The organism is Sporosarcina sp. Y1011, from assembly GCF_057669885.1.
On the sequence record NZ_JBYHFP010000001.1, the window covers coordinates 322,264 to 341,809 of the forward strand.

Annotated in this window: 20 protein-coding genes; 17 read left to right on the forward strand and 3 right to left on the reverse strand. The window is 40.5% G+C overall.

Annotated elements, in window-relative coordinates; translation table 11 throughout:
* Positions 1–41: 41 nt before the first annotated feature.
* From polA to dnaI, 7 genes are all read left to right on the forward strand, one after another.
* Complete coding sequence (polA, locus tag AC25Y5_RS01625) at positions 42–2,666, forward strand: DNA polymerase I (protein ID WP_488138788.1); 2,625 nt, start codon at positions 42–44, stop codon at positions 2,664–2,666.
* A 9-nt stretch (positions 2,667–2,675) separates the two neighbouring features.
* On the forward strand, positions 2,676–3,548 hold the full coding sequence (gene mutM, locus AC25Y5_RS01630) for a bifunctional DNA-formamidopyrimidine glycosylase/DNA-(apurinic or apyrimidinic site) lyase (RefSeq protein WP_488138789.1): 873 nt from the start codon (positions 2,676–2,678) through the stop codon (positions 3,546–3,548).
* Between the two features lie 22 nt (positions 3,549–3,570).
* A complete protein-coding gene (coaE, locus tag AC25Y5_RS01635; protein WP_488138790.1) occupies positions 3,571–4,167 on the forward strand; it encodes a dephospho-CoA kinase in 597 nt (198 codons plus the stop codon).
* Between the two features lie 123 nt (positions 4,168–4,290).
* A complete protein-coding gene (locus tag AC25Y5_RS01640; RefSeq protein ID WP_488138791.1) occupies positions 4,291–5,313 on the forward strand; it encodes a glyceraldehyde-3-phosphate dehydrogenase in 1,023 nt (340 codons plus the stop codon).
* 153 nt (positions 5,314–5,466) lie between these two features.
* Entirely contained in the window at positions 5,467–5,928 is a 462-nt protein-coding gene (gene nrdR / locus AC25Y5_RS01645; protein WP_482099759.1) for a transcriptional regulator NrdR, read from the forward strand.
* A gap of 32 nt (positions 5,929–5,960) precedes the next feature.
* On the forward strand, positions 5,961–7,340 hold the full coding sequence (locus AC25Y5_RS01650; protein WP_488138792.1) for a replication initiation and membrane attachment family protein: 1,380 nt from the start codon (positions 5,961–5,963) through the stop codon (positions 7,338–7,340).
* A 1-nt stretch (position 7,341) separates the two neighbouring features.
* Positions 7,342–8,286 carry a primosomal protein DnaI gene (gene dnaI / locus AC25Y5_RS01655; RefSeq protein WP_488138793.1) on the forward strand — a complete coding sequence of 315 codons (945 nt, stop codon included), beginning with the start codon at positions 7,342–7,344 and terminating at the stop codon, positions 8,284–8,286.
* Positions 8,287–8,329: 43 nt separating this feature from the next.
* On the opposite strand, the gene AC25Y5_RS01660 is transcribed toward dnaI, so the two are convergent.
* Both AC25Y5_RS01660 and AC25Y5_RS01665 read right to left on the reverse strand, forming a co-directional pair.
* A complete protein-coding gene (locus tag AC25Y5_RS01660) occupies positions 8,330–8,545 on the reverse strand; it encodes a histidinol-phosphatase (RefSeq protein ID WP_488138794.1) in 216 nt (71 codons plus the stop codon).
* 110 nt (positions 8,546–8,655) lie between these two features.
* Positions 8,656–9,627 carry a polysaccharide deacetylase family protein gene (locus tag AC25Y5_RS01665; RefSeq protein WP_488138795.1) on the reverse strand — a complete coding sequence of 324 codons (972 nt, stop codon included), beginning with the start codon at positions 9,625–9,627 and terminating at the stop codon, positions 8,656–8,658.
* Positions 9,628–10,341: 714 nt separating this feature from the next.
* On the opposite strand from AC25Y5_RS01665, the gene thrS reads away from it, so the two are divergent.
* The 5 genes from thrS (at position 10,342) to AC25Y5_RS01690 (ending at position 14,156) form a co-directional block, all read left to right on the forward strand.
* Positions 10,342–12,276, forward strand: coding sequence for a threonine--tRNA ligase (gene thrS / locus AC25Y5_RS01670; protein WP_488138796.1), 1,935 nt, complete (start codon positions 10,342–10,344; stop codon positions 12,274–12,276).
* 288 nt (positions 12,277–12,564) lie between these two features.
* On the forward strand, positions 12,565–13,083 hold the full coding sequence (infC, locus tag AC25Y5_RS01675; RefSeq protein WP_482100106.1) for a translation initiation factor IF-3: 519 nt from the start codon (positions 12,565–12,567) through the stop codon (positions 13,081–13,083).
* A gap of 27 nt (positions 13,084–13,110) precedes the next feature.
* On the forward strand, positions 13,111–13,311 hold the full coding sequence (gene rpmI, locus AC25Y5_RS01680; RefSeq protein WP_482099753.1) for a 50S ribosomal protein L35: 201 nt from the start codon (positions 13,111–13,113) through the stop codon (positions 13,309–13,311).
* A gap of 41 nt (positions 13,312–13,352) precedes the next feature.
* Positions 13,353–13,712 carry a 50S ribosomal protein L20 gene (gene rplT / locus AC25Y5_RS01685; RefSeq protein ID WP_482099752.1) on the forward strand — a complete coding sequence of 120 codons (360 nt, stop codon included), beginning with the start codon at positions 13,353–13,355 and terminating at the stop codon, positions 13,710–13,712.
* A 153-nt stretch (positions 13,713–13,865) separates the two neighbouring features.
* Positions 13,866–14,156, forward strand: coding sequence for a DUF1294 domain-containing protein (locus AC25Y5_RS01690; protein ID WP_482105008.1), 291 nt, complete (start codon positions 13,866–13,868; stop codon positions 14,154–14,156).
* A gap of 27 nt (positions 14,157–14,183) precedes the next feature.
* On the opposite strand, the gene AC25Y5_RS01695 is transcribed toward AC25Y5_RS01690, so the two are convergent.
* The gene (locus tag AC25Y5_RS01695; RefSeq protein WP_482105007.1) at positions 14,184–14,567 is read right to left on the reverse strand and encodes a sigma-w pathway protein ysdB; all 384 of its coding nucleotides are present in this window, start codon (positions 14,565–14,567) and stop codon (positions 14,184–14,186) included.
* Positions 14,568–14,660: 93 nt separating this feature from the next.
* Here AC25Y5_RS01695 and AC25Y5_RS01700 point away from each other — a divergent pair, with 93 nt between their 5' ends.
* The 5 genes from AC25Y5_RS01700 to AC25Y5_RS01720 all read left to right on the forward strand — a co-directional run bounded on the left by AC25Y5_RS01700 (position 14,661) and on the right by AC25Y5_RS01720 (position 19,521).
* Positions 14,661–15,146: a dUTP diphosphatase gene (locus AC25Y5_RS01700; protein ID WP_488138797.1), complete on the forward strand. Its 486-nt coding sequence runs from the start codon at positions 14,661–14,663 to the stop codon at positions 15,144–15,146.
* Positions 15,147–15,252: 106 nt separating this feature from the next.
* A complete protein-coding gene (locus AC25Y5_RS01705) occupies positions 15,253–15,756 on the forward strand; it encodes a helix-turn-helix domain-containing protein (RefSeq protein WP_488138798.1) in 504 nt (167 codons plus the stop codon).
* The gene (locus AC25Y5_RS01710; RefSeq protein ID WP_488138799.1) at positions 15,756–16,628 is read left to right on the forward strand and encodes a metallophosphoesterase; all 873 of its coding nucleotides are present in this window, start codon (positions 15,756–15,758) and stop codon (positions 16,626–16,628) included. The genes AC25Y5_RS01705 and AC25Y5_RS01710 overlap by 1 nt, the downstream gene beginning before the upstream one ends.
* Before the next feature lie 124 nt (positions 16,629–16,752).
* A complete protein-coding gene (locus AC25Y5_RS01715; protein WP_488138800.1) occupies positions 16,753–17,736 on the forward strand; it encodes a zinc-binding dehydrogenase in 984 nt (327 codons plus the stop codon).
* A 105-nt stretch (positions 17,737–17,841) separates the two neighbouring features.
* Positions 17,842–19,521, forward strand: a complete 1,680-nt coding sequence (locus tag AC25Y5_RS01720) for a formate--tetrahydrofolate ligase (protein WP_488138801.1) — start codon at positions 17,842–17,844, stop codon at positions 19,519–19,521.
* The last annotated feature ends 25 nt before the right edge of the window (positions 19,522–19,546 follow it).

Consider the following 19,546-nt stretch of genomic DNA (forward strand, 5'->3'; position numbering starts at 1 on the left):
ATGAATGAAGATGACGTGTTTTGAATAGGAGTGGAGCATACGTGACGAATAAGAAAATTGTATTACTTGACGGAAACAGTCTTGCATACCGGGCATTTTTTGCATTGCCTTTATTGACAAATGATAACGGAATCCATACGAACGCGGTATATGGTTTTACAATGATGTTACAAAATATCTTAGAGGAAGAAAAACCTACGCATATATTAGTTGCATGGGATGCTGGAAAAACAACGTTCAGGCATAAAACATTCGGAGAATATAAAGGCGGACGACAAAAAACACCACCCGAGTTGTCCGAGCAATTTCCCTATTTGCGCAAGCTTCTTGATGCGTACAAAATTCCACAGTACGAACTTGATCAGTATGAAGCAGATGATATTATCGGAACACTAAGTAAAAAAGGCGATGCGGATGGGTCTGAAATTGTAGTCATTTCGGGGGATAAGGATTTAACGCAACTAGCAAGCAACCGTACAACGGTGTTCATTACCCGAAAAGGGATGACGGATATTGAAAAATATACGCCTGATCACGTTATGGAGAAGTATGGGATTGAGCCACATCAGATTATCGACATGAAAGGACTAATGGGCGATGCATCAGATAACATTCCCGGTGTTCCGGGAGTTGGCGAAAAAACAGCGCTTAAATTATTGATTGAATATGGCTCCATCGAAAATGTATACAAATCACTGGGTAATATTACTGCGAAAAAACTGAATCAGAATTTAACTGAAAATCAAGAGCAGGCATTTATGAGTAAAGACCTCGCGACAATCGAAGTCAATGCTCCCATTACAGTCTCAATAAATGATCTTGCATATGACGGCCCTGATATGGAAGAAGTAATAAGTATTTACAGCGAATTGAAATTCAAAACGCTCCTCGATAAAATCATACCACAAGCGGCAGAGGAGCCGAAAAAAGCTATTGAGGTTACAATCGTTTCCGAGCTGTTCGAAAAAGATTTGTCAAATGAGATGGCAATCCATGTCGAAATGATGGACGACAATTATCTGACTGCGCAGATTCTAGGCATAAGTTTGGCAGATGAAAAAAACATTCTATTCGTGCCAGTTGAAGTTGCAAAGAACAGTGAAGCGTTCAAGCAGTGGCTACAAAAGACGGACAAGTTAAAATACACATCTGATTCCAAAGCGGCATTCGCCTCACTCGCGGGTCTTGGTTTGGATGCAGAAGGTTTCCAGTTCGATCTATTACTTGCCACATACATCGTCAACCCTTCAACAAATTACACTGACGTGGCCTCTGTTACCCGTGAATTCGGTTATACAGAAGTCGAACAGGATGATGTGATTTATGGAAAGGGTGCTAAGAAAGCGGTTCCTGCAACAGAAGTGATTGCTGATCATGCTGGGAGAAAAGCACAAGCGATTTGGAAACTGCATGCAGAGATTGAAGAAAAATTAAAAGAAAACAACCAATATGATCTTTACCATGAACTTGAACTGCCGCTTGCAGCCATTCTAGGAAAAATGGAAACTACAGGCGTTATGGTCGACAGGAAGACACTTCTAACTATAGGAACTGAGTTATCGGCGAAACTTGCTACACTTGAAACAAATATTTATGAAATTGCAGGAGAGAAATTTAATATTAATTCACCTAAACAGCTAGGCGTCATTCTCTTCGAAAAAATTGGGCTTACACCGATTAAAAAGACGAAGACTGGCTATTCAACAGCAGCTGACGTGCTCGAGAAACTCGAAAGTGAACATGAGATAATCAGCCATATTTTAAATTACCGTCAACTTGGTAAATTGAATTCAACGTATATTGAAGGGTTATTGAAAGAGATTCATGAAGACGGAAAAATTCATACCCGATTCCAACAAGCACTCACAACAACAGGACGTCTAAGTTCCATCAATCCCAATTTGCAAAACATTCCTGTACGACTTGAGGAAGGAAGGAAAATACGTGCCGCGTTCGTTCCATCTGAACCGGGCTGGTACTTATTTGCTGCCGACTATTCCCAAATTGAACTTCGTGTACTCGCACATATGTCGCAGGATGAAAAAATGATTGAAGCTTTTCACGAAGGTGCAGATATTCATACAAAAACAGCAATGGATGTATTCGGCGTTGAAAAAGACCTCGTGACCTCAGATATGCGTCGGGCAGCCAAAGCCGTCAACTTTGGGATTGTATATGGTATTAGTGATTACGGACTTTCACAAAACCTCGACATTACGAGAAAAGATGCTGCAAAATTTATTGACACCTATCTCAGTAGTTTTCCAGGTGTCAAACAGTATATGAATGATATCGTTGCAGAAGCGAAAAGAAAAGGCTATGTGACGACGCTCATGAACCGCAGGCGTTATTTACCGGAAATCACAAGTTCGAATTTCAATTTAAGAAGTTTTGCAGAACGAACAGCCATGAATACACCGATTCAAGGAAGTGCGGCAGATATCATTAAGAAAGCTATGATTGAAATGGCTAAACGCCTTGAAGTGGAAGGCATGAAGACACGTATGCTCCTGCAAGTGCACGATGAACTTATCTTTGAAGCACCGGAAAATGAAATTGAAAAATTAAAAGAAATCGTACCTGAAGTGATGGAATCCGCAATTGCACTTGACGTACCATTAAAAGTGGACTGGGCGTTTGGATTATCCTGGTACGAAACGAAGTGAGGTAAGAAAATGCCTGAACTGCCAGAAGTAGAAGGGGTCGTCCGGGCACTTGCACCTATTGCGAGAGGAAGGACAATCCAAGAAGTGATTGTTTCAGAGACGGTCATTAAATCCAAACAACTAGGTAAAGAAGCTGTGATAAAGGGAATTACAACTGAAGATTTCATTTTAGAAATGGCTGGAATGACCATTTTAGATGTTACGCGTCGAAGTAAATATATATATTTTCATTTAACGAAAAACAGTAACACTTGTCTCCTGGTCAGTCATCTGGGTATGACAGGAGCCTGGTTCACTGTCAACACGGTAGAAGAGATAACGGAAGCGAAATTCCGCAAACATGTGCACGTTATCTTCAAACTGGAAGATGGAGGATTGCTTGTCTACTCAGACATTCGTCGTTTTGGAGAATTACGGCTTCTCGGATGTGAAGCGGATCATCCGCCTCTATTGAAAATGGCGCCTGAGCCTTTCGCTTCCGAAGCGCGCCTTCACTTTCTTGAGTGGGCTTCAACTCCGAAATATGCTTGTAAACCAATTAAAGAAGTCATCATGGATGGTCAAGTGTTATCAGGATGTGGAAATATTTATGCAACAGAAGCGCTGTTTAAGATGCACATTCATCCTGGTAGAACAGCGGAACGGATAAGCTTAAGACGGAAAAACGAATTATTTGATGAAATCGTAGCCATTTTACAGGAAAGTATCGATGCAGGCGGGAGTTCCATTTCAGATTACCGTAATATTAATGGTGAAGCAGGAACAATGCAGGATCGACTTAAAATGTATGGTAGGAAAGTTTGCCCTGTTTGTGGCACAGCTACGAAGAGTATGAAAATTGCTAGCAGGACATCCGTTTATTGTCCAAAATGCCAGAAATGATTGATAGGAGGCCATCTAAGCTATGATTATCGGATTAACTGGCAGTATTGCAAGTGGAAAGAGCACTGTTTCCGCTATGCTGAAGAAAAAAGGTTACCCTATAGTAGATGCGGATGAAATAGCACGACTGGTAGTGGGGCCGGGGAGTCCGGTCCTTATGGAGATTGTCCGCGTATTCGGACAAGATATAGTACATGAGGATGGATCTCTAAATCGAGAAAAACTGGGTGCGCGTATTTTTGGACATGAAGAAGAGCGCAGATTATTAAATGGAATCATGCACCCTGCTATTAGAAAAGAGATGCTAAGACAAAAAGAACACTGGGTCTTAGCAGGCTCAAATACAGTCATAATGGATATTCCGCTTTTGTTTGAAAGTAAACTACAATCCTTAGTGGATAGAATCATAGTCGTGTCCGTAACTCCAGAAATCCAGAAACAAAGGCTTATTGCGCGTAATGTGTTATCGGAAGAAGAAGCGGATGCACGAATCAAATCTCAGCTTTCAATGGAAGAAAAGGAACTGGGTGCAGATGCGGTATTACACAATAATGAGACAGTAGAGCACACGGGGCGACAGCTTGATGCGATACTATTGGATTGGAATGCGCAACCATAACCATTATCTGAATAGATGAAAAACGTAATAAATAGTTAATATGCTTTTTTCTGAATTAATATGTGTTATACTAATGAGCGAATAAACACGTATTGTATAACATACATATTGGAGGATCTATATATGACTACTTCTATTGCGATTAACGGGTTCGGAAGAATTGGACGGATGGTTTTCCGTCAAATGATTAGAGAAGAAGATGTGAAAATTGTTGCGATAAATGCAACGTATCCATCAGAAACACTTGCTCATCTTATAAAATATGATACGAATCATGGTACATTTGATGGTGAAGTGATTGCAGAAGAAAATGCAATTGTCGTCAATGGAAAACGGGTGAAAATCGTTTCTGACCGCGATCCGCTTAACTTGCCTTGGAAGGAACTCGGTATTGATATTGTCATTGAAGCGACTGGTAAATTCAATTCCCGAGACAAAGCTGCACTTCACCTTGAAGCTGGAGCAAAAAAAGTCATTATCTCTGCTCCGGGTAAAAATGAAGATGTGACAATTGTAATGGGAGTCAACGAAGATAAATTCGATATTAAAAAACATGATATCATTTCAAATGCTAGCTGCACGACAAACTGTTTAGCTCCTGTAGCTAAAGTACTCAACGAAACATTCGGCATCGAAAATGGGTTAATGACGACTGTACACGCATACACGAACGATCAAAAAAACTTGGATAATCCGCACAAGGATCTTCGTCGCGCACGTGCGTGTGGGCAATCTATCATTCCTACGTCAACTGGGGCTGCAAAAGCATTAGCGCTTGTACTTCCTGAATTGGAAGGGAAAATTCACGGGATGTCTCTACGGATACCGACGCCTAATGTTTCACTAGTTGACCTAGTTGTGGATTTAAAGCAAGATGTTACAGTAGAAATGGTTAATGACGCGTTTATAAAGGCGTCAACTGGGGCTATGGCAGGTATCCTTCGTCTTACGACAGAGCCACTTGTATCCATCGATTTCAATACAACAACGGACTCAGCTATCATTGACGGCCTCTCGACAATGGTTATGGCTAATCGTAAAGTGAAAGTGCTTGCCTGGTATGATAATGAGTGGGGTTACTCTGCTCGTGTTGTTGATTTAACGAAAAAAGTAGCTGCTGCATTAAAAAAAGAAGCGCTGGTTTAATCATAAATAGCAAGCGTCCTCCTAATCAATATAATATGATTAGGGGGACGCTTTTTTGGTTTGTCCAATGATATTTCCCCTCCATTCTGATTTTTTGGGACATGTTCTGTTATAATTAAGTTATTATCTAAGAAAAATCGGAGGAACCAACTTATGAAATGTCCAGCTTGCCAATACAATGGCACCCGGGTCGTCGATTCCAGACCTGCCGAGGAGAATAAATCTATCCGACGTCGCAGGGAATGTGAACAATGCGCGTTCCGATTCACGACATTTGAAAAAGTTGAGGAAACACCACTGATTGTCGTGAAAAAGGATGAGTCACGTGAAGAATTTAGTGGAGAAAAAGTACTCAGAGGACTAATCCGTGCTTGTGAAAAACGTCCTGTCCAACTTGAAGACTTGAAAAACATTGTTACTTCGATTGAAAAAGAATTGAGAAGTGCAGGTGTCGTAGAGATTAATTCCGATGATGTAGGAGAAATGGTTATGGAACGACTTTCTGAAGTTGATGAAGTCGCATATGTCAGATTTGCTTCGGTCTATCGCCAATATAAAGACATCACGGTTTTCATAGAAGAATTGCAAAACTTACAAAAGCGAACTAAAAAATAACGTATCCCATTTAGATAGGAAGTAGAGTTGCAATGGCACCACTTTATAAAGAGCTACAACCAGTTGATGCATACAAGATTCGGTTAACGCAGCCATTTTCGGATTATGATCGCCAACTCCTCACCTTATTTTATCAGCCACTGATTGGTCCTGGAGCAATGAGTCTGTTTATGACATTGTGGGCGGATGCGGAGCGGGAGGATGATCGTGAATATAATCATTACCATCTAATGAACATTTTGACGATGCCGCTAGGACCTGTTTTCGAGGCAAGGATTTCTCTTGAAGCAATTGGTTTGCTGCGTACGTACAAGAAGAAAGATGGGGATGCAAGATTATTTGTTTACGAATTGCTTCCTCCACTGGATGCCAAAGCTTTTTTTCTAGATCCATTATTGTCGACATTCTTGTTTAGCAAAATTGGGGAACAGGCATACCGAAATCTACGTAGTCGTTTTGCGATAGAAAGTGTTAATGAATTCGGATTTGAAGATGTTTCACGTACATTTTTGGATGTGTATACACCCGTACAACAGGGTCATAGCTTGGATATGGGCGAGGACCAGCAGTTTATCGGGCGGAATGAATCGGAAGGTGTTCCATTCTTGCATTCCGACTTTGATTTCGACCTGCTTCGTTCGGGGTTATCTGAACAAATGGTCCCTAAAGCTTCATTATCTTCTGTTTCAAAGGAATCAATTGCAAAACTCGCATTCCTTTATTCGCTGACGCCATTAGATATGCAAAAAGTTATTATGATGGCACTTGATGAAGATCTTATGTTGCCAGAGGACAGATTACGTAAATCAGCTGCTGAATTTTATAAAATGAACGTTTCAAAAGAAGCACCAGTCTTGCATAAAGTGTATGCGAAAGAACCGCCTAAGCCTGAAACAGGAGTATTGTCGCAAGAAGAAGAATTGGTACATTATCTTGAAAATACGGCACCAATTGAGATGCTGCGTGATTTTATAGGAAAAGAGCCGGTATCGGTAGATGTGAAGCTTGCCGAAAAACTAATCAATACTCATGGATTGTCCGTTGGTGTCGTCAATGTCCTCTTGCAATACGTACTTTACCGTAATGATGGGAAAATAACGACCAGTTATGCTGAGCGGATAGCTTCCCATTGGATGAGCAAAAAGGTGGAAACTGTGAAAACCGCAATGGAAATTTCACGGAGTGAGCATGATCAGTATGTGAAGTGGAAAAATGAAGGTCAGAATACAGGACAGAAATCAGGGCCAAGACGAAAATCTGTACGTGAAGAAAAAGTACCGGAATGGTTTTATAAAAAAGATGAAGAGAAAACAAAAACAGATGTACCTGTTAAGTCTTCTTCAGCTATTGATGAAGAACGTCGTAAATTACTTAAGGAATTAGGCGTAACAGGGGACGGGATGGTGAACTGAAATGGAACATATTGGCGATACGCTGAAACGGGTTGTGAAATCACCGGCATTTGCTGCAAGGTATGATGAATTGCGAAAAGAAGTGATGGAGAGTCCAGGGGTACAACAATTTTTAACGGATCATTCCACTGAAGTTAATGGCGAAGTTGTTGAGCGGAGCTTAGGCAAGTTATACGAATATGCCACCGCTTCCCACAGTTGCGGAAAGTGTCCCGATCTTGAGGGATGTGTCAATATCATGAAAGGCTTCGAACCCAAATTATTACTCTCCCGCGAGCTGATTGACGTAGAATATATGAAATGCCCCAACAAGTTAATGGATGACAATCAGCGTAATATTACAAAGATGATTGATAGCATGTATATGCCTAAAGACGTTATGGAAGCAAAATTACAAAATATTGATATGTTTTTTGATGACAGTAGAGTAAAGGCAGTACGTGCTGCGAAAGACTTTTTGAATGTTTTCGATGAAACTGGAAAATTACCTGAACGCGGTTTGTACATCTATGGCCCGTTTGGAATTGGGAAATCGTTCGTGCTTGGAGCATTGGCCAATGAATTGGCGAATCGTAGAATACGGACAGTTGCTGTTTACGTTCCGGAATTTCTGAGAGAAATGAAGCAATCAATTCAAGATCACACACTTAATGAAAAAATTGATTTTGTGAAAGGTGCACAAGTGCTAATGCTTGATGATATTGGTGCGGAAACGATGTCAGCATGGACACGTGATGAAGTATTAGGAACAATTCTCCAATTCAGAATGGCAGAAAAGTTGCCCACTTTTTTCACTTCCAATTTTAATTACGCTGAACTTGAAGATCACCTGACGTATACACAGCGCGGAGAAAAAGAAGCAGTCAAAGCGGCTCGGATCATGGAAAGGATTCGAATGATTAGTAGCCCGGTACGGCTCCAAGGGAAAAATAGACGAGAAAAATAAAGAACTGGCACATGAGTAAATTCATGTGCCAGTTCTTTATAATTTATTTATTATTTCTGTCGTTACGATTTGTACGTTTCTCATTTTGGTTGTTGTTGTTGTTGTTGTTGTTTTGATCTCTCAGCTTATCCACATCAAATGCAGCTCCAAACTCTTCACGCATGTCGTTTGGATTTTGGTTATTGTTGCGGTTTTGATTCGTATTTCGGTTCTGGTTTCTGTCATTGTTGTTGTTATTGTTGTTATTATTATTCGGCAAGATTATCACCTCCATGCACATATCATGTGTTCAAATGAGTTTATTATTCATTGGAAATCACTGTAATGTGAAAAGCATTGAAATGTATCTTTCTTATTTTTTGATGGAATTTATTGAGCAATACGTTTTTCGCTCATTAAATCACTTACCGTACTTAGTTGATATCCTTTTTCCTTGATCTCGTTTATCATGGTTTCAAGGCCTTCAAAAACAGGTTTTGTGGGGTGCATTAATACCATGGAACCATTCGCTACGCCCGATACAATGCGATTAACCATTTCAGAGGTTTCTGGCTTTTTCCAGTCGACTGTATCAATCGTCCATAAAATGGTTTTCATTTCCAGCTCACTGGCAACTAAAATCGTTTCTTGATTGAAACTTCCACTCGGTGGTGCAAACCAAATTGGTTTTATACCCAAGGTCTCCTCAATGATATCGTTTGTTTTTTTTAATTCATCCAATGTATCAGCTCTGGAACGTTGTTTTAGGTCAGGATGACTATAAGCATGGTTTCCAATTTCATGACCTTCGAGATTGATCATTACAGCAAGATCGGGGTTATTCTTTACCCAACTTCCGTCAAAAAAGAATGTTGCTTTTACTTTGGAGGTTTTTAGAGTTTTAAGAATACCGGGAATGTACTCATTGCCCCACGCGACATTGATTAACAAAGCTACCATCGGCTTTTCGGGGTTTCCTCTGTAAATTGGAGATGGATCTAAATCGTTCAAGTGGATTTTTGGCGATGTTTCTCTGTAAACAATTTTACTTTTATCAATTTCTTCATCGAGTTTCATGTTTTTATAACTGTTTTCAACATCTACTTCCAAGCCATTGTACCCTGGTATTGCTTTCCATACTCTGTCGATTTTTGCATCAATCGGTTCAATAATGTTTTGGTCGCGGTAAGCAACTATCTTTTTATAAAGATCATTCTCCGTGTCATCTGAGAAAGTTGGGATTGAGCTCTCAGTGTCTATCCTTGGGGAGCCAGCTGTCAGTACATTAGAAAGGATTCTTGGGACTGAAAGTAATATGACGATAACTAAAAAAATGTAAATAACATATTTTGCTTTATCCATATATATATTTTTGTGGAATCATAGAAATTCCTCCATTCAAATTAGTTAGTATTAGTAGGTTTCCCGTTCAACATTAGACTATGCGTGCTCTTTTTTATCTTTGCACGGAAAAAAATACAAAAATGATATAGCTTACACAGCCTAGGCGGCAAATTGTCTTACCCAGGAAATTAATCACCATAAAACGGGTTAAAAAACGTCAAATTATTCCAATCTGCAGATGTATTTGAAGAATGCTTAAGTATTCAATAAAATAGACTTGCATTTATTGCGCATTCAACGTATACTCAATTTTAATTAATAATCTGAAATGCATGGAAGAGGACAACAATCCTATCGTCTACCTACAGAGAACGGGGTCAATGGCTGGAAACCCCTATGGTTGGACGGATGATTTACCCCCTCAGAGCAGCATCGGTGAACTATACAGTAACCGATGACGGAATCCGGTCCGTTACCCGACGTCAAGCTTCATCATTTTAGTGTCTATTTGTTTAGCATCAACGGACAGATGTTTCAGTCATAAGCCATTCTAAGCAGTGCGAAAAAGCACAGCCCGGAATGAAGTATGCTGGTACATTTCTACTGGCCACGAGTGCAATTCATGGGACTGAATTGAAGGAAGAAGGGTGGAACCGCGAGCTAAAGCTTCGTCCCTTTCCAGGGATGGGGCTTTTTTTGTTGTTCAATAATAAATTAGAGGAGTGCTTAATCATGACAAAAATGTTGAATTTGAAATTTCCGGATGGTGCAGTAAAAGAATTTCCACAAGGTACAACTACTGAAGACGTGGCAGCATCGATTAGCCCAGGATTGCGAAAAAGTGCATTAGCCGGTAAATTGGGAGATACATTAATCGATTTAAAAACACCTATAACTGAAGACGGGGACATTGCAATTATTACGCCCCAATCATCGGAAGCGCTTGAAATATTACGCCACAGTACAGCGCATCTACTAGCACAAGCGGTAAAACGAAAGTATCCAGATGCGAAATTAGGTATCGGACCGGTTATCGAAAGCGGTTTTTATTATGATATTGATTCGCCAGAACCAATAACAGCAGAAGATTTACCTGAACTCGAAAAAGAAATGAGAAGAATTATAGCTGAAAACTTCGAAGTGATTCGCCATGATGTATCCCGTGAAGAAGCTGGAAAACGTTTCAAAGAGATTGACGACGAATATAAACTAGAACTTCTTGAAGCAATTCCTGAGGGCGAGCAAGTATCCATTTACGAACAAGGTGACTTTATCGATCTATGCCGTGGGGTGCATGTTCCTTCTACGGGGAAACTAAAGGAATTCAAACTACTTAGTATTGCAGGCGCTTATTGGCGCGGCGATTCAAATAACAAAATGCTACAACGGATTTATGGTACAGCATTCTTCAAAAAAGATGAGTTGAAAGAGCATCTTCGTTTACTAGAAGAAGCGAAAGAGCGGGATCATCGTAAAATAGGTAAAGAACTCAATTTGTTTATGAACTCTCAAAAGGTCGGTCAGGGATTACCAATGTGGCTACCTAAAGGTGCAACAATTCGTCGAATAATTGAAAGATATATTGTGGATAAAGAAGAGAAATTGGGTTACGATCACGTCTATACACCTGTTTTAGGGAGTGTAGAGTTGTACAAAACTTCAGGTCACTGGGATCATTACCAAGACGGCATGTTCCCAGTAATGAGTATGGACAATGAAGACCTTGTCCTGCGTCCGATGAACTGCCCGCATCATATGATGATATACAAAAATAGTATTCATTCTTATAGAAACTTGCCGCTCCGAATTGCTGAACTTGGTACGATGCACCGTTATGAAATGTCAGGTGCATTATCAGGATTACAAAGGGTTCGAGGAATGACCCTAAACGACGCACATATTTTTGTACGTCCCGATCAGATTAAAGACGAGTTCAAAAAAGTAGTTCAACTTGTTATAGACGTTTATAAAGATTTCAATATCGAGGATTACTCATTCCGTGTTTCATACCGAGATCCAGCAGATAAGGAAAAGTATTTTGACGACGACGCCATGTGGAATCGTGCCCAAACAATGCTAAAAGAAGCGATGGATGAACTTGGACTTGATTATGTTGAAGCAGAAGGGGAAGCTGCATTCTACGGTCCAAAACTAGATGTTCAAGTAAAAACAGCAATTGGTATGGAAGAGACATTGTCAACAGTTCAACTCGACTTCCTGCTTCCTGAGCGTTTTGACCTGACATATGTAGGTGAAGATGGAAAACAACATCGTCCGGTAGTTATTCATCGCGGTGTCGTTTCCACAATGGAACGTTTTGTTGCATTCCTGATTGAAGAATATAAAGGCGCTTTCCCAACTTGGCTGGCACCTGTTCAAGTTGAAGTAATTCCAGTTTCCCCTGACGCGCATTTCGATTATGCGGATGGCGTTCGTGAAAAATTGGTTGCTGCTGGATTCCGAGTTGATATTGATAGCCGTGAAGAGAAAATCGGTTACAAAATTCGTGAAGCTCAAATGCAAAAAGTACCTTATATGCTGGTTCTAGGCGATAAGGAAGTTGAATCGGGAGAAGTGAATGTTCGTAAATACGGAGAGCAGAACTCGGAAAGTATTCCGTTTGGCGATTTTCTTGCAAAACTTCAAAGCGAAGTAAGTAAAGTATAAGTAAAGTAGTTGACACTCTAATCATCTCGTGATAAAGTAAATAAGGTTAGTAATGACTGAATACAGTTTGTGGTATAAGAAGAGGCTACCCGCTTCTCACCTGTTCGACGCAAAAACGTTGTTGACAGGTTAAAACATGAGTGAAGTGCCGTGCATCAGCACGTACACATACGCGGGTAGACAAATCCAATTTGTCTACCTTTTTTTATTGGATGGATCTGTGGGGCCGCCCGAACCGGACGGTATACCCAAACCATGTATTCGTGAAATATCCGGAGGTGGATTACTATTAGCAAAGACATGTACGTTAATGAGGGCATCCGTGCCCGCGAGCTGCGCATTATTGATCACAACGGCGATCAGCTCGGAATCAAAACACGCACTGAGGCACTAGAAATTGCTGCACTTGCGAATTTGGATCTTGTCCTTGTAGCTCCAACAGCGAAACCCCCAGTGGCTCGTATCATGGACCACGGAAAGTTCAAGTTTGAGCAACAGAAGAAGGATCGTGAAGTCCGTAAGAATCAGAAAATCATTCTTCTTAAAGAAGTTCGGTTAAGTCCGACAATTGATGAACATGATTTTCAAACAAAATTACGGAATGCTATTAAATTCCTTGAAAAAGGCGATAAAGTAAAAGCTTCCATCCGTTTCCGCGGACGTGCGATTACGCACAAGGAAATCGGACAGCGTGTCCTTGACCGTTTCGCAGAAGCGTGCAAAGATGTATCTACGGTTGAACAACGACCGAAGATGGAAGGTCGAAGCATGTTCCTAGTGCTTGCACCGACTGCTGAAAAAGAGTAACAATGAAAGATTTAGGAGGAACAGAACATGCCAAAAATGAAAACTCACCGCGGTTCAGCGAAACGTTTCAAAAAAACCGGTTCTGGTAAACTGAAACGTGGCCGTGCTTACACAAGTCACTTATTTGCAAACAAACCGACGAAAGCAAAACGCCATCTGCGTAAAGCTGCACTCGTTTCTTCAGGCGATTTCAAACGTATTCGTCAAATGATCACTTACATGAAATAAATCAAAACACAATCGGACAGAAAAGCAGGAGGTAATGAACTATGCCACGCGTAAAAGGTGGAACAGTGACGCGCAAGCGTCGTAATCGAGTATTGAAATTAGCAAAAGGTTACTTTGGTTCAAAACATAGACTTTACAAGGTAGCAAACCAACAGGTAATGAAATCATTCAACTATGCATACCGTGACCGTCGTCAGAAGAAACGTGAATTCCGTAAACTTTGGATTACACGTATCAATGCGGCTGCACGTATCAACGGTCTTTCTTACAGCACTCTAATGCACGGCTTGAAAGTAGCTGGCATTGATGTTAACCGTAAAATGCTTGCTGATCTTGCAGTGACTGACGCTCAAGCGTTCGCGCAACTTGCAAGTGCAGCTAAAAAATCAATCGCAAAATAAGAAATATAAATAACAGCCGCCAAGTAATCCGGAGATAATTCGGATGCGAGGCGGCTATTTTTATTTTATTTATTTATTAACGTATTATTATTCCTTTACAACTGCGAAACCGTGTAAAATAGAAGGAAAGAAAGAGCAGAGGGGGAAGTGGACTTGCAAACAACAATTCTAGGCTGGATTGCAATCATGTCTATATGGGCATTCTTTGCGATGGGTTATGATAAACGACAGGCGAAAAGGAAAGGACAACGAATTCCTGAAAAGAATTTATGGACACTCGCCTTACTAGGGGGAGGTATTGGGGCTTACTTCGGAATGCAGGCGTTCCGCCATAAGACAAGACATACATCATTTCGGGTGGGATTTCTCTTGCTGGCGATTATCTATGGCATCGGAATACTGTATCTTCTGGGTGTTCACTTGCCGGGCATGGTGGAAGCATAAGAAAAAGCCCGTCCAAAACACGGGCTTTTAGTGCGAATTCATGAGTTTTTCTATGGGTTTTTTCCAACTGATATCGGCTTTTGGATAGTTGGAAAGAATTTCGGCAGATATGAAATGGAAATCATCTTTTGTAAAACCTTGAAGTTTTGTTTCATCTTTCACCCAGACAAAAATAGATACAACCTCAAACGAATCATTTGTTGTCCCTAAATACTTTTCACCTTCAAACATGGCGCCTTTATAGGTAATGAAAAAGTTCTTTCGCACATTTTTCACATCATCGTAGAAATAATATTTCTCTACCGCATATGCATCATCCAGCTTACGCTTCGGATCAGTCAAATAACGGATTCCACGATAAAATAAATAAATGATAAAAGCAATAATGATAAACCGGATCAGCAGTGGCATAACAGATCCCCCTTACTATTTAATACATACTATTATCTACGGGTGAGCCCACTAAAAGGTTTCAACAATTTAAAATAAATTGGAGGTTATATTATGCAACTTACTAAACTATTTTCCATGCAGCGTGAGCTTGACTCTTATATCCAAAATAACAGAGAGAAACAGTCAGATGTTTTTCAAGAAAAAGGACTGGCACTACTGGTAGAGCTCGGTGAACTTGCAAATGAAACACGGTGTTTCAAATTCTGGAGTACGAAAGGGCCTTCAGAGAATGCTGTAATTCTGGAAGAGTATGTAGATTCCATTCATTTTCTTCTTTCGTTAGGTATTGAAAAAGACTTACAAACGCTTACTGATTGGCCGGAGGGTAAAGTGGAAGGTGAATTAACACATCTATTCCTGGAGACGACAAGAGTGATTCATCTTTTTCTATTTGAACTTACGATGGACTCTTATAAACAAGTCTGGATTCATTACGGTGCAATTGCAAAAAAACTTGGATTTACGAATGAAGACATTATCAGTGCATACTTGTCAAAGAATGAAGAAAATTATAACCGTCAAAAAACGGGATACTAATTGCCTTATTAAATGTTTTATAGAAAAATCAAAAAATAGATTGACAGAAGCCTTCAGATAAAAAATAATAGAGATAGAATATATAAAGTATTTAGGGGGCGTCAATGTGAACGATTGGAACAAAGAGGATTTCGGAGTAAGGCTAAAAACATTGCGTGAACAACGTGGATTGTCAATGATGGCGTTTGGAACGGCTATCGGTACTTCGGCAAGCCGTATCAAAGACTGGGAAAAAGGGAAAAATGCTCCGTCCGCCGCTTGGATAGCGAAAATCTCTGAACGCTTCAATGTTTCAACCGATGAACTGATTTTAGGAAATACGAAAACCTCTAAACCGTTTAAAGGATCAAGCTCTACGAATGTAGATATGCTTTATGACAAGTTAAGAGAAAATATTACCAGTGACACAGAAGCGGAAGAACTAGAAGTGAAGACAAATCGTGATGACGAATTGTATGCGGAATTAGATGCCTTACACAAGGAAAGTTATAGAAGTGGTAAAGGAAGAAGGCGTGCTGAACTTGAAATGCTTGCGATTCTAACGGAATTACCGAAAAAAGAAGTCCTTGAATTGTTGGAACTTGCTAAATTTAAAAAACGCTGGCTTTAATGAAAGCGAAACTAAAAAAAAGAACGATTTCTTTACGGCGTAAATGGGTTGTTTTCCTGATATTAATTACTCTAATTAGCTTTTTTATATACAAAGGGAATACAACAGTCGGTGTTACTAATTATGATATCTATTCGGATAAGATTCCAAATGCTTTTGACAATTATACTATCGTCCAATTATCTGACTTGCACGATGCCGAATTCGGTGAGAATCACTTAGAGGTTGTTGATAAAGTGAAACGAATATCGCCTCAAGCAATTTTCATAACAGGTGATTTTATTGACAGTAACCGCTACAATCTCGAACGAAGTCTCATTCTGGTTGAAAAACTTCAATTCGTTGCACCAATCTATTACGTTACAGGTAATCATGAAATAGCCACTAAGGATTCGAAGAGGATAAGAGCATCTTTAGTGGAACGGGGTGTTCGGGTATTAACGAATGAAGCTGATATTGTAAAAATCGTTTCCCATAGTTCGATTGCAATTGGAGGAATTGAAGACCCTTTGGCGAGTGAAATTGAAGAAGAGGAAACCGTTAAAAATGCTATAACCGAGGCCTTTGCGGATATTCCCAAATCAATGTTTAAAATTTTACTCGCACATAGACCTGAACAATTTAACGTTTATGCAGAAGAAGGAATCAATCTGACATTTAGTGGTCATGCCCACGGAGGACAATTTCGAATTCCTGGAATAGGCGGTTTGGTTTCACCTGGGGAAGGCTGGTTCCCAAAATACACATCGGGCACGCACAAGAAGAATGGAAGCCAATTGGTCATCAGTCGTGGCTTAGGCAATAGTTTGGTTCCTGTGCGACTCTTGAATCAACCGGAAATAGTAGTTGTATCGTTACAAATAGTTGAATGATCAAGACCTCCTTTCGATTAATGAATGGAGGTCTTTGTCAAGCGCTCCATTTGGAATAGTGTGAAGGTTAGGATAGATTCAGGTATGATAAGAAGGATAACTATTTAAGAGGGGATGAGTAAAAATGAAGGCATATATTCATGAATTTGGGGAGTTAAAAATAGGTGAGATGAGTGATCCGGTTGCAGGTCTTGGTGAAGTTGTCGTTTCGATTCGAACTGCGGGACTGAATCGCCGGGACTTATATATAGCTGGGCGCAGAGGTGAGCAAACAGAAGCGCTGACATTAGGATCGGATGGGGCAGGAGTCGTCGATTCGTTAGGTGAAGGAGTAACGCAATTTACAGTCGGGGATGAAGTAATGATTAACCCTTCACTTCGATGGTATAAGAATAGCGATGCGCCCCCTGCGAGTTTTGATATTTTAGGCATGCCTGATAACGGAACGTTTGCGGAGAGAATTGTAATTTCAGCTGAACAACTAGAGAGGAAACCATCTCATTTATCATGGAAAGAAGCTGCAGTGCTTTCATTAGCTGGATTAACTGGCTACCGTGCGTTATTTACAAAAGGACAGGTGAAAGTGGGGGATACGGTTTTCATTCCGGGTGCGGGCAGTGGAGTGGCGACTTATCTGATTCAATTTGCTAAAAACATAGGTGCACGTGTAATTGTAACTTCACGCAGTGAGAAGAAACGCAAGTTAGCGCTTGAGCTTGGTGCGGATATGGCGCTCGACACAAACAGTGATTGGAACAAAGAGCTGCAGGGTGAAACAATTGACCTCGTTATTGAGAGTGTAGGGCGAGCGACATTTAATCGTTCGTTGGGTGTTTTAAAAAAAGGAGGGCGCATCGTTGTGTTCGGAGCAACGACTGACGATACGGTCGATTTGGATTTACGGGCATTTTTCTATGGGCAATACCAGCTATTTGGTTCAACACTTGGGAGCCGAGAAGAATTGCGCGACATGATTGCGCATGTTGAAAAATACGGGACACATCCCGTTGTCGATAGAGTGTTCAATTTGGATGATACTGCAGAGGCCTTTGATTATATTGAAAACAGTAATCAGTTTGGAAAAGTGGTAATTCAAGTATCAGAATAACAATTAATAGAGAATGGTTATTAATGTTTACAGGATATCATAAAGTACAATCTATCTAAAATCATAATTGGTATATAATTAAGGCGAAGGAAGGATGTAGCATATATGACTGAAAAAGTATTACCGCTTACGGATTTAGAAATTGCATCACAAGCTACAATGCAGCAAATTTGGACTATAGCTGAAAAGGCGGGTATCCCGGAAGAAGCTGTAGAACCTTATGGAAGGTATAAGGCTAAAATTGATGGAAATAAATTAAATAAAGAAAGTTTGAATGGGAAAGTTGTTTTGGTTACTGCAATCAGCCCAACTCCAGCTGGTGAAGGGAAATCTACTGTGACGGTAGGACTCGCTGACGCTCTTTCGAAGCTTGGGGAGAAGGTGATGATTGCTTTGCGTGAACCATCCCTTGGACCTGTTATGGGGATGAAAGGTGGTGCTACAGGCGGTGGTTATGCACAAGTATTGCCGATGGAAGAGATTAACCTGCATTTTAACGGTGATATTCATGCAATTACGACTGCAAATAATGCACTAAGCGCTTTGATTGATAATCACCTTCACCAGGGAAATGTGCTCCGTATTGACCCGCGAAGAATTACTTGGAAGCGTGTCCTGGATATGAATGATCGCGCTTTGCGTAACGTGACAATCGGACTGGGTGGCCCTACACAGGGAGTGCCCAGAGAAGAGGGTTTCGATATTACTGTGGCATCTGAAATAATGGCCGTATTCTGTCTGGCGACAAACTTGGAAGATTTGAAAGATAGGATTGCACGAATTGTAATTGGTTATACGTACGACAATGAAGCAGTTACAGTGCGTGATCTTGGAGTTCATGGTGCACTCGCACTTCTATTAAAAGAGGCATTCAAACCAAATCTTGTTCAGACGATTGAATGGACGCCGGCACTTATCCATGGAGGTCCTTTTGCTAACATTGCACACGGTTGTAACTCGTTAATTGCAACCAATATGGCACGTAAACTTGCCGAAATCGTTGTTACGGAAGCTGGTTTCGGAGCCGATTTAGGCGCTGAGAAATTCATGAATATAAAAGCGCGTCAAGGTGGTTTTGCTCCTGATGCGGTCGTTATCGTTGCAACGGTTCGTGCGCTAAAGATGCATGGAGGTGTGCCGAAAGGCGAACTAGCGGGAGAAAATGTTCAGGCAGTCATTGATGGAATGATGAACTTGGCAAAACATATAGATACAATTCGTGCATTCGGTGTCCAGCCAGTCGTCGCTCTGAATAAATTCATTACTGATACGGTCTCTGAACTGGAAACAATCTTGGAATGGTGTGAAAATAATGATGTAAGGGTAGCACTCACCGAAGTCTGGGAACATGGCGGAGAAGGGGGTATTGCATTAGCACAAGAAGTGTTAAAGCTATTAGCTGAACCAAACAACTTTGCCCCGATCTATCATGTTGAACAATCTGTAAACGATAAAATAACTGAAATCGTTCAAAAAGTTTACGGAGGATTGGGTGTCACTTTTACTGACCAGGCATTAAAAGATCTGGAGCTAATTGAGAAAAATGGATGGGATATATTGCCGATATGCATGGCTAAAACACAATACTCATTTGCAGATGACCCTAAATTACTTGGGCGTCCTGATGGCTTTACGATTACTGTAAGGAAAATTATTCCGAAACTTGGAGCCGGATTCCTAGTTTGTTTGGCTGGGGACATTATGACGATGCCGGGCTTGCCTAAAGTTCCGGCAGCACTCAAAATGGATATCGATGAAAAAGGCAATGCAGTTGGATTAATATAATTATTGAAAAAGTTTCTGTATTAAA

Excerpts from the sequence above, each read along its gene's own strand:
- AC25Y5_RS01650 (WP_488138792.1), top strand. The coding sequence starts at position 5,961 with ATGGCACCACTTTATAAAGAGCTACAACCAGTTGATGCATACAAGATT.
- mutM (WP_488138789.1), top strand. The coding sequence starts at position 2,676 with ATGCCTGAACTGCCAGAAGTAGAAGGGGTCGTCCGGGCACTTGCACCT.
- AC25Y5_RS01720 (WP_488138801.1), top strand. The coding sequence starts at position 17,842 with ATGACTGAAAAAGTATTACCGCTTACGGATTTAGAAATTGCATCACAA.
- AC25Y5_RS01700 (WP_488138797.1), top strand. The coding sequence starts at position 14,661 with ATGCAACTTACTAAACTATTTTCCATGCAGCGTGAGCTTGACTCTTAT.
- AC25Y5_RS01710 (WP_488138799.1), top strand. The coding sequence starts at position 15,756 with ATGAAAGCGAAACTAAAAAAAAGAACGATTTCTTTACGGCGTAAATGG.
- rplT (WP_482099752.1), top strand. The coding sequence starts at position 13,353 with ATGCCACGCGTAAAAGGTGGAACAGTGACGCGCAAGCGTCGTAATCGA.
- AC25Y5_RS01695 (WP_482105007.1), bottom strand. The coding sequence starts at position 14,567 with ATGCCACTGCTGATCCGGTTTATCATTATTGCTTTTATCATTTATTTA.
- thrS (WP_488138796.1), top strand. The coding sequence starts at position 10,342 with ATGACAAAAATGTTGAATTTGAAATTTCCGGATGGTGCAGTAAAAGAA.
- rpmI (WP_482099753.1), top strand. The coding sequence starts at position 13,111 with ATGCCAAAAATGAAAACTCACCGCGGTTCAGCGAAACGTTTCAAAAAA.
- AC25Y5_RS01715 (WP_488138800.1), top strand. The coding sequence starts at position 16,753 with ATGAAGGCATATATTCATGAATTTGGGGAGTTAAAAATAGGTGAGATG.
- coaE (WP_488138790.1), top strand. The coding sequence starts at position 3,571 with ATGATTATCGGATTAACTGGCAGTATTGCAAGTGGAAAGAGCACTGTT.
- nrdR (WP_482099759.1), top strand. The coding sequence starts at position 5,467 with ATGAAATGTCCAGCTTGCCAATACAATGGCACCCGGGTCGTCGATTCC.
- AC25Y5_RS01640 (WP_488138791.1), top strand. The coding sequence starts at position 4,291 with ATGACTACTTCTATTGCGATTAACGGGTTCGGAAGAATTGGACGGATG.
- AC25Y5_RS01665 (WP_488138795.1), bottom strand. The coding sequence starts at position 9,627 with ATGGATAAAGCAAAATATGTTATTTACATTTTTTTAGTTATCGTCATA.
- dnaI (WP_488138793.1), top strand. The coding sequence starts at position 7,342 with ATGGAACATATTGGCGATACGCTGAAACGGGTTGTGAAATCACCGGCA.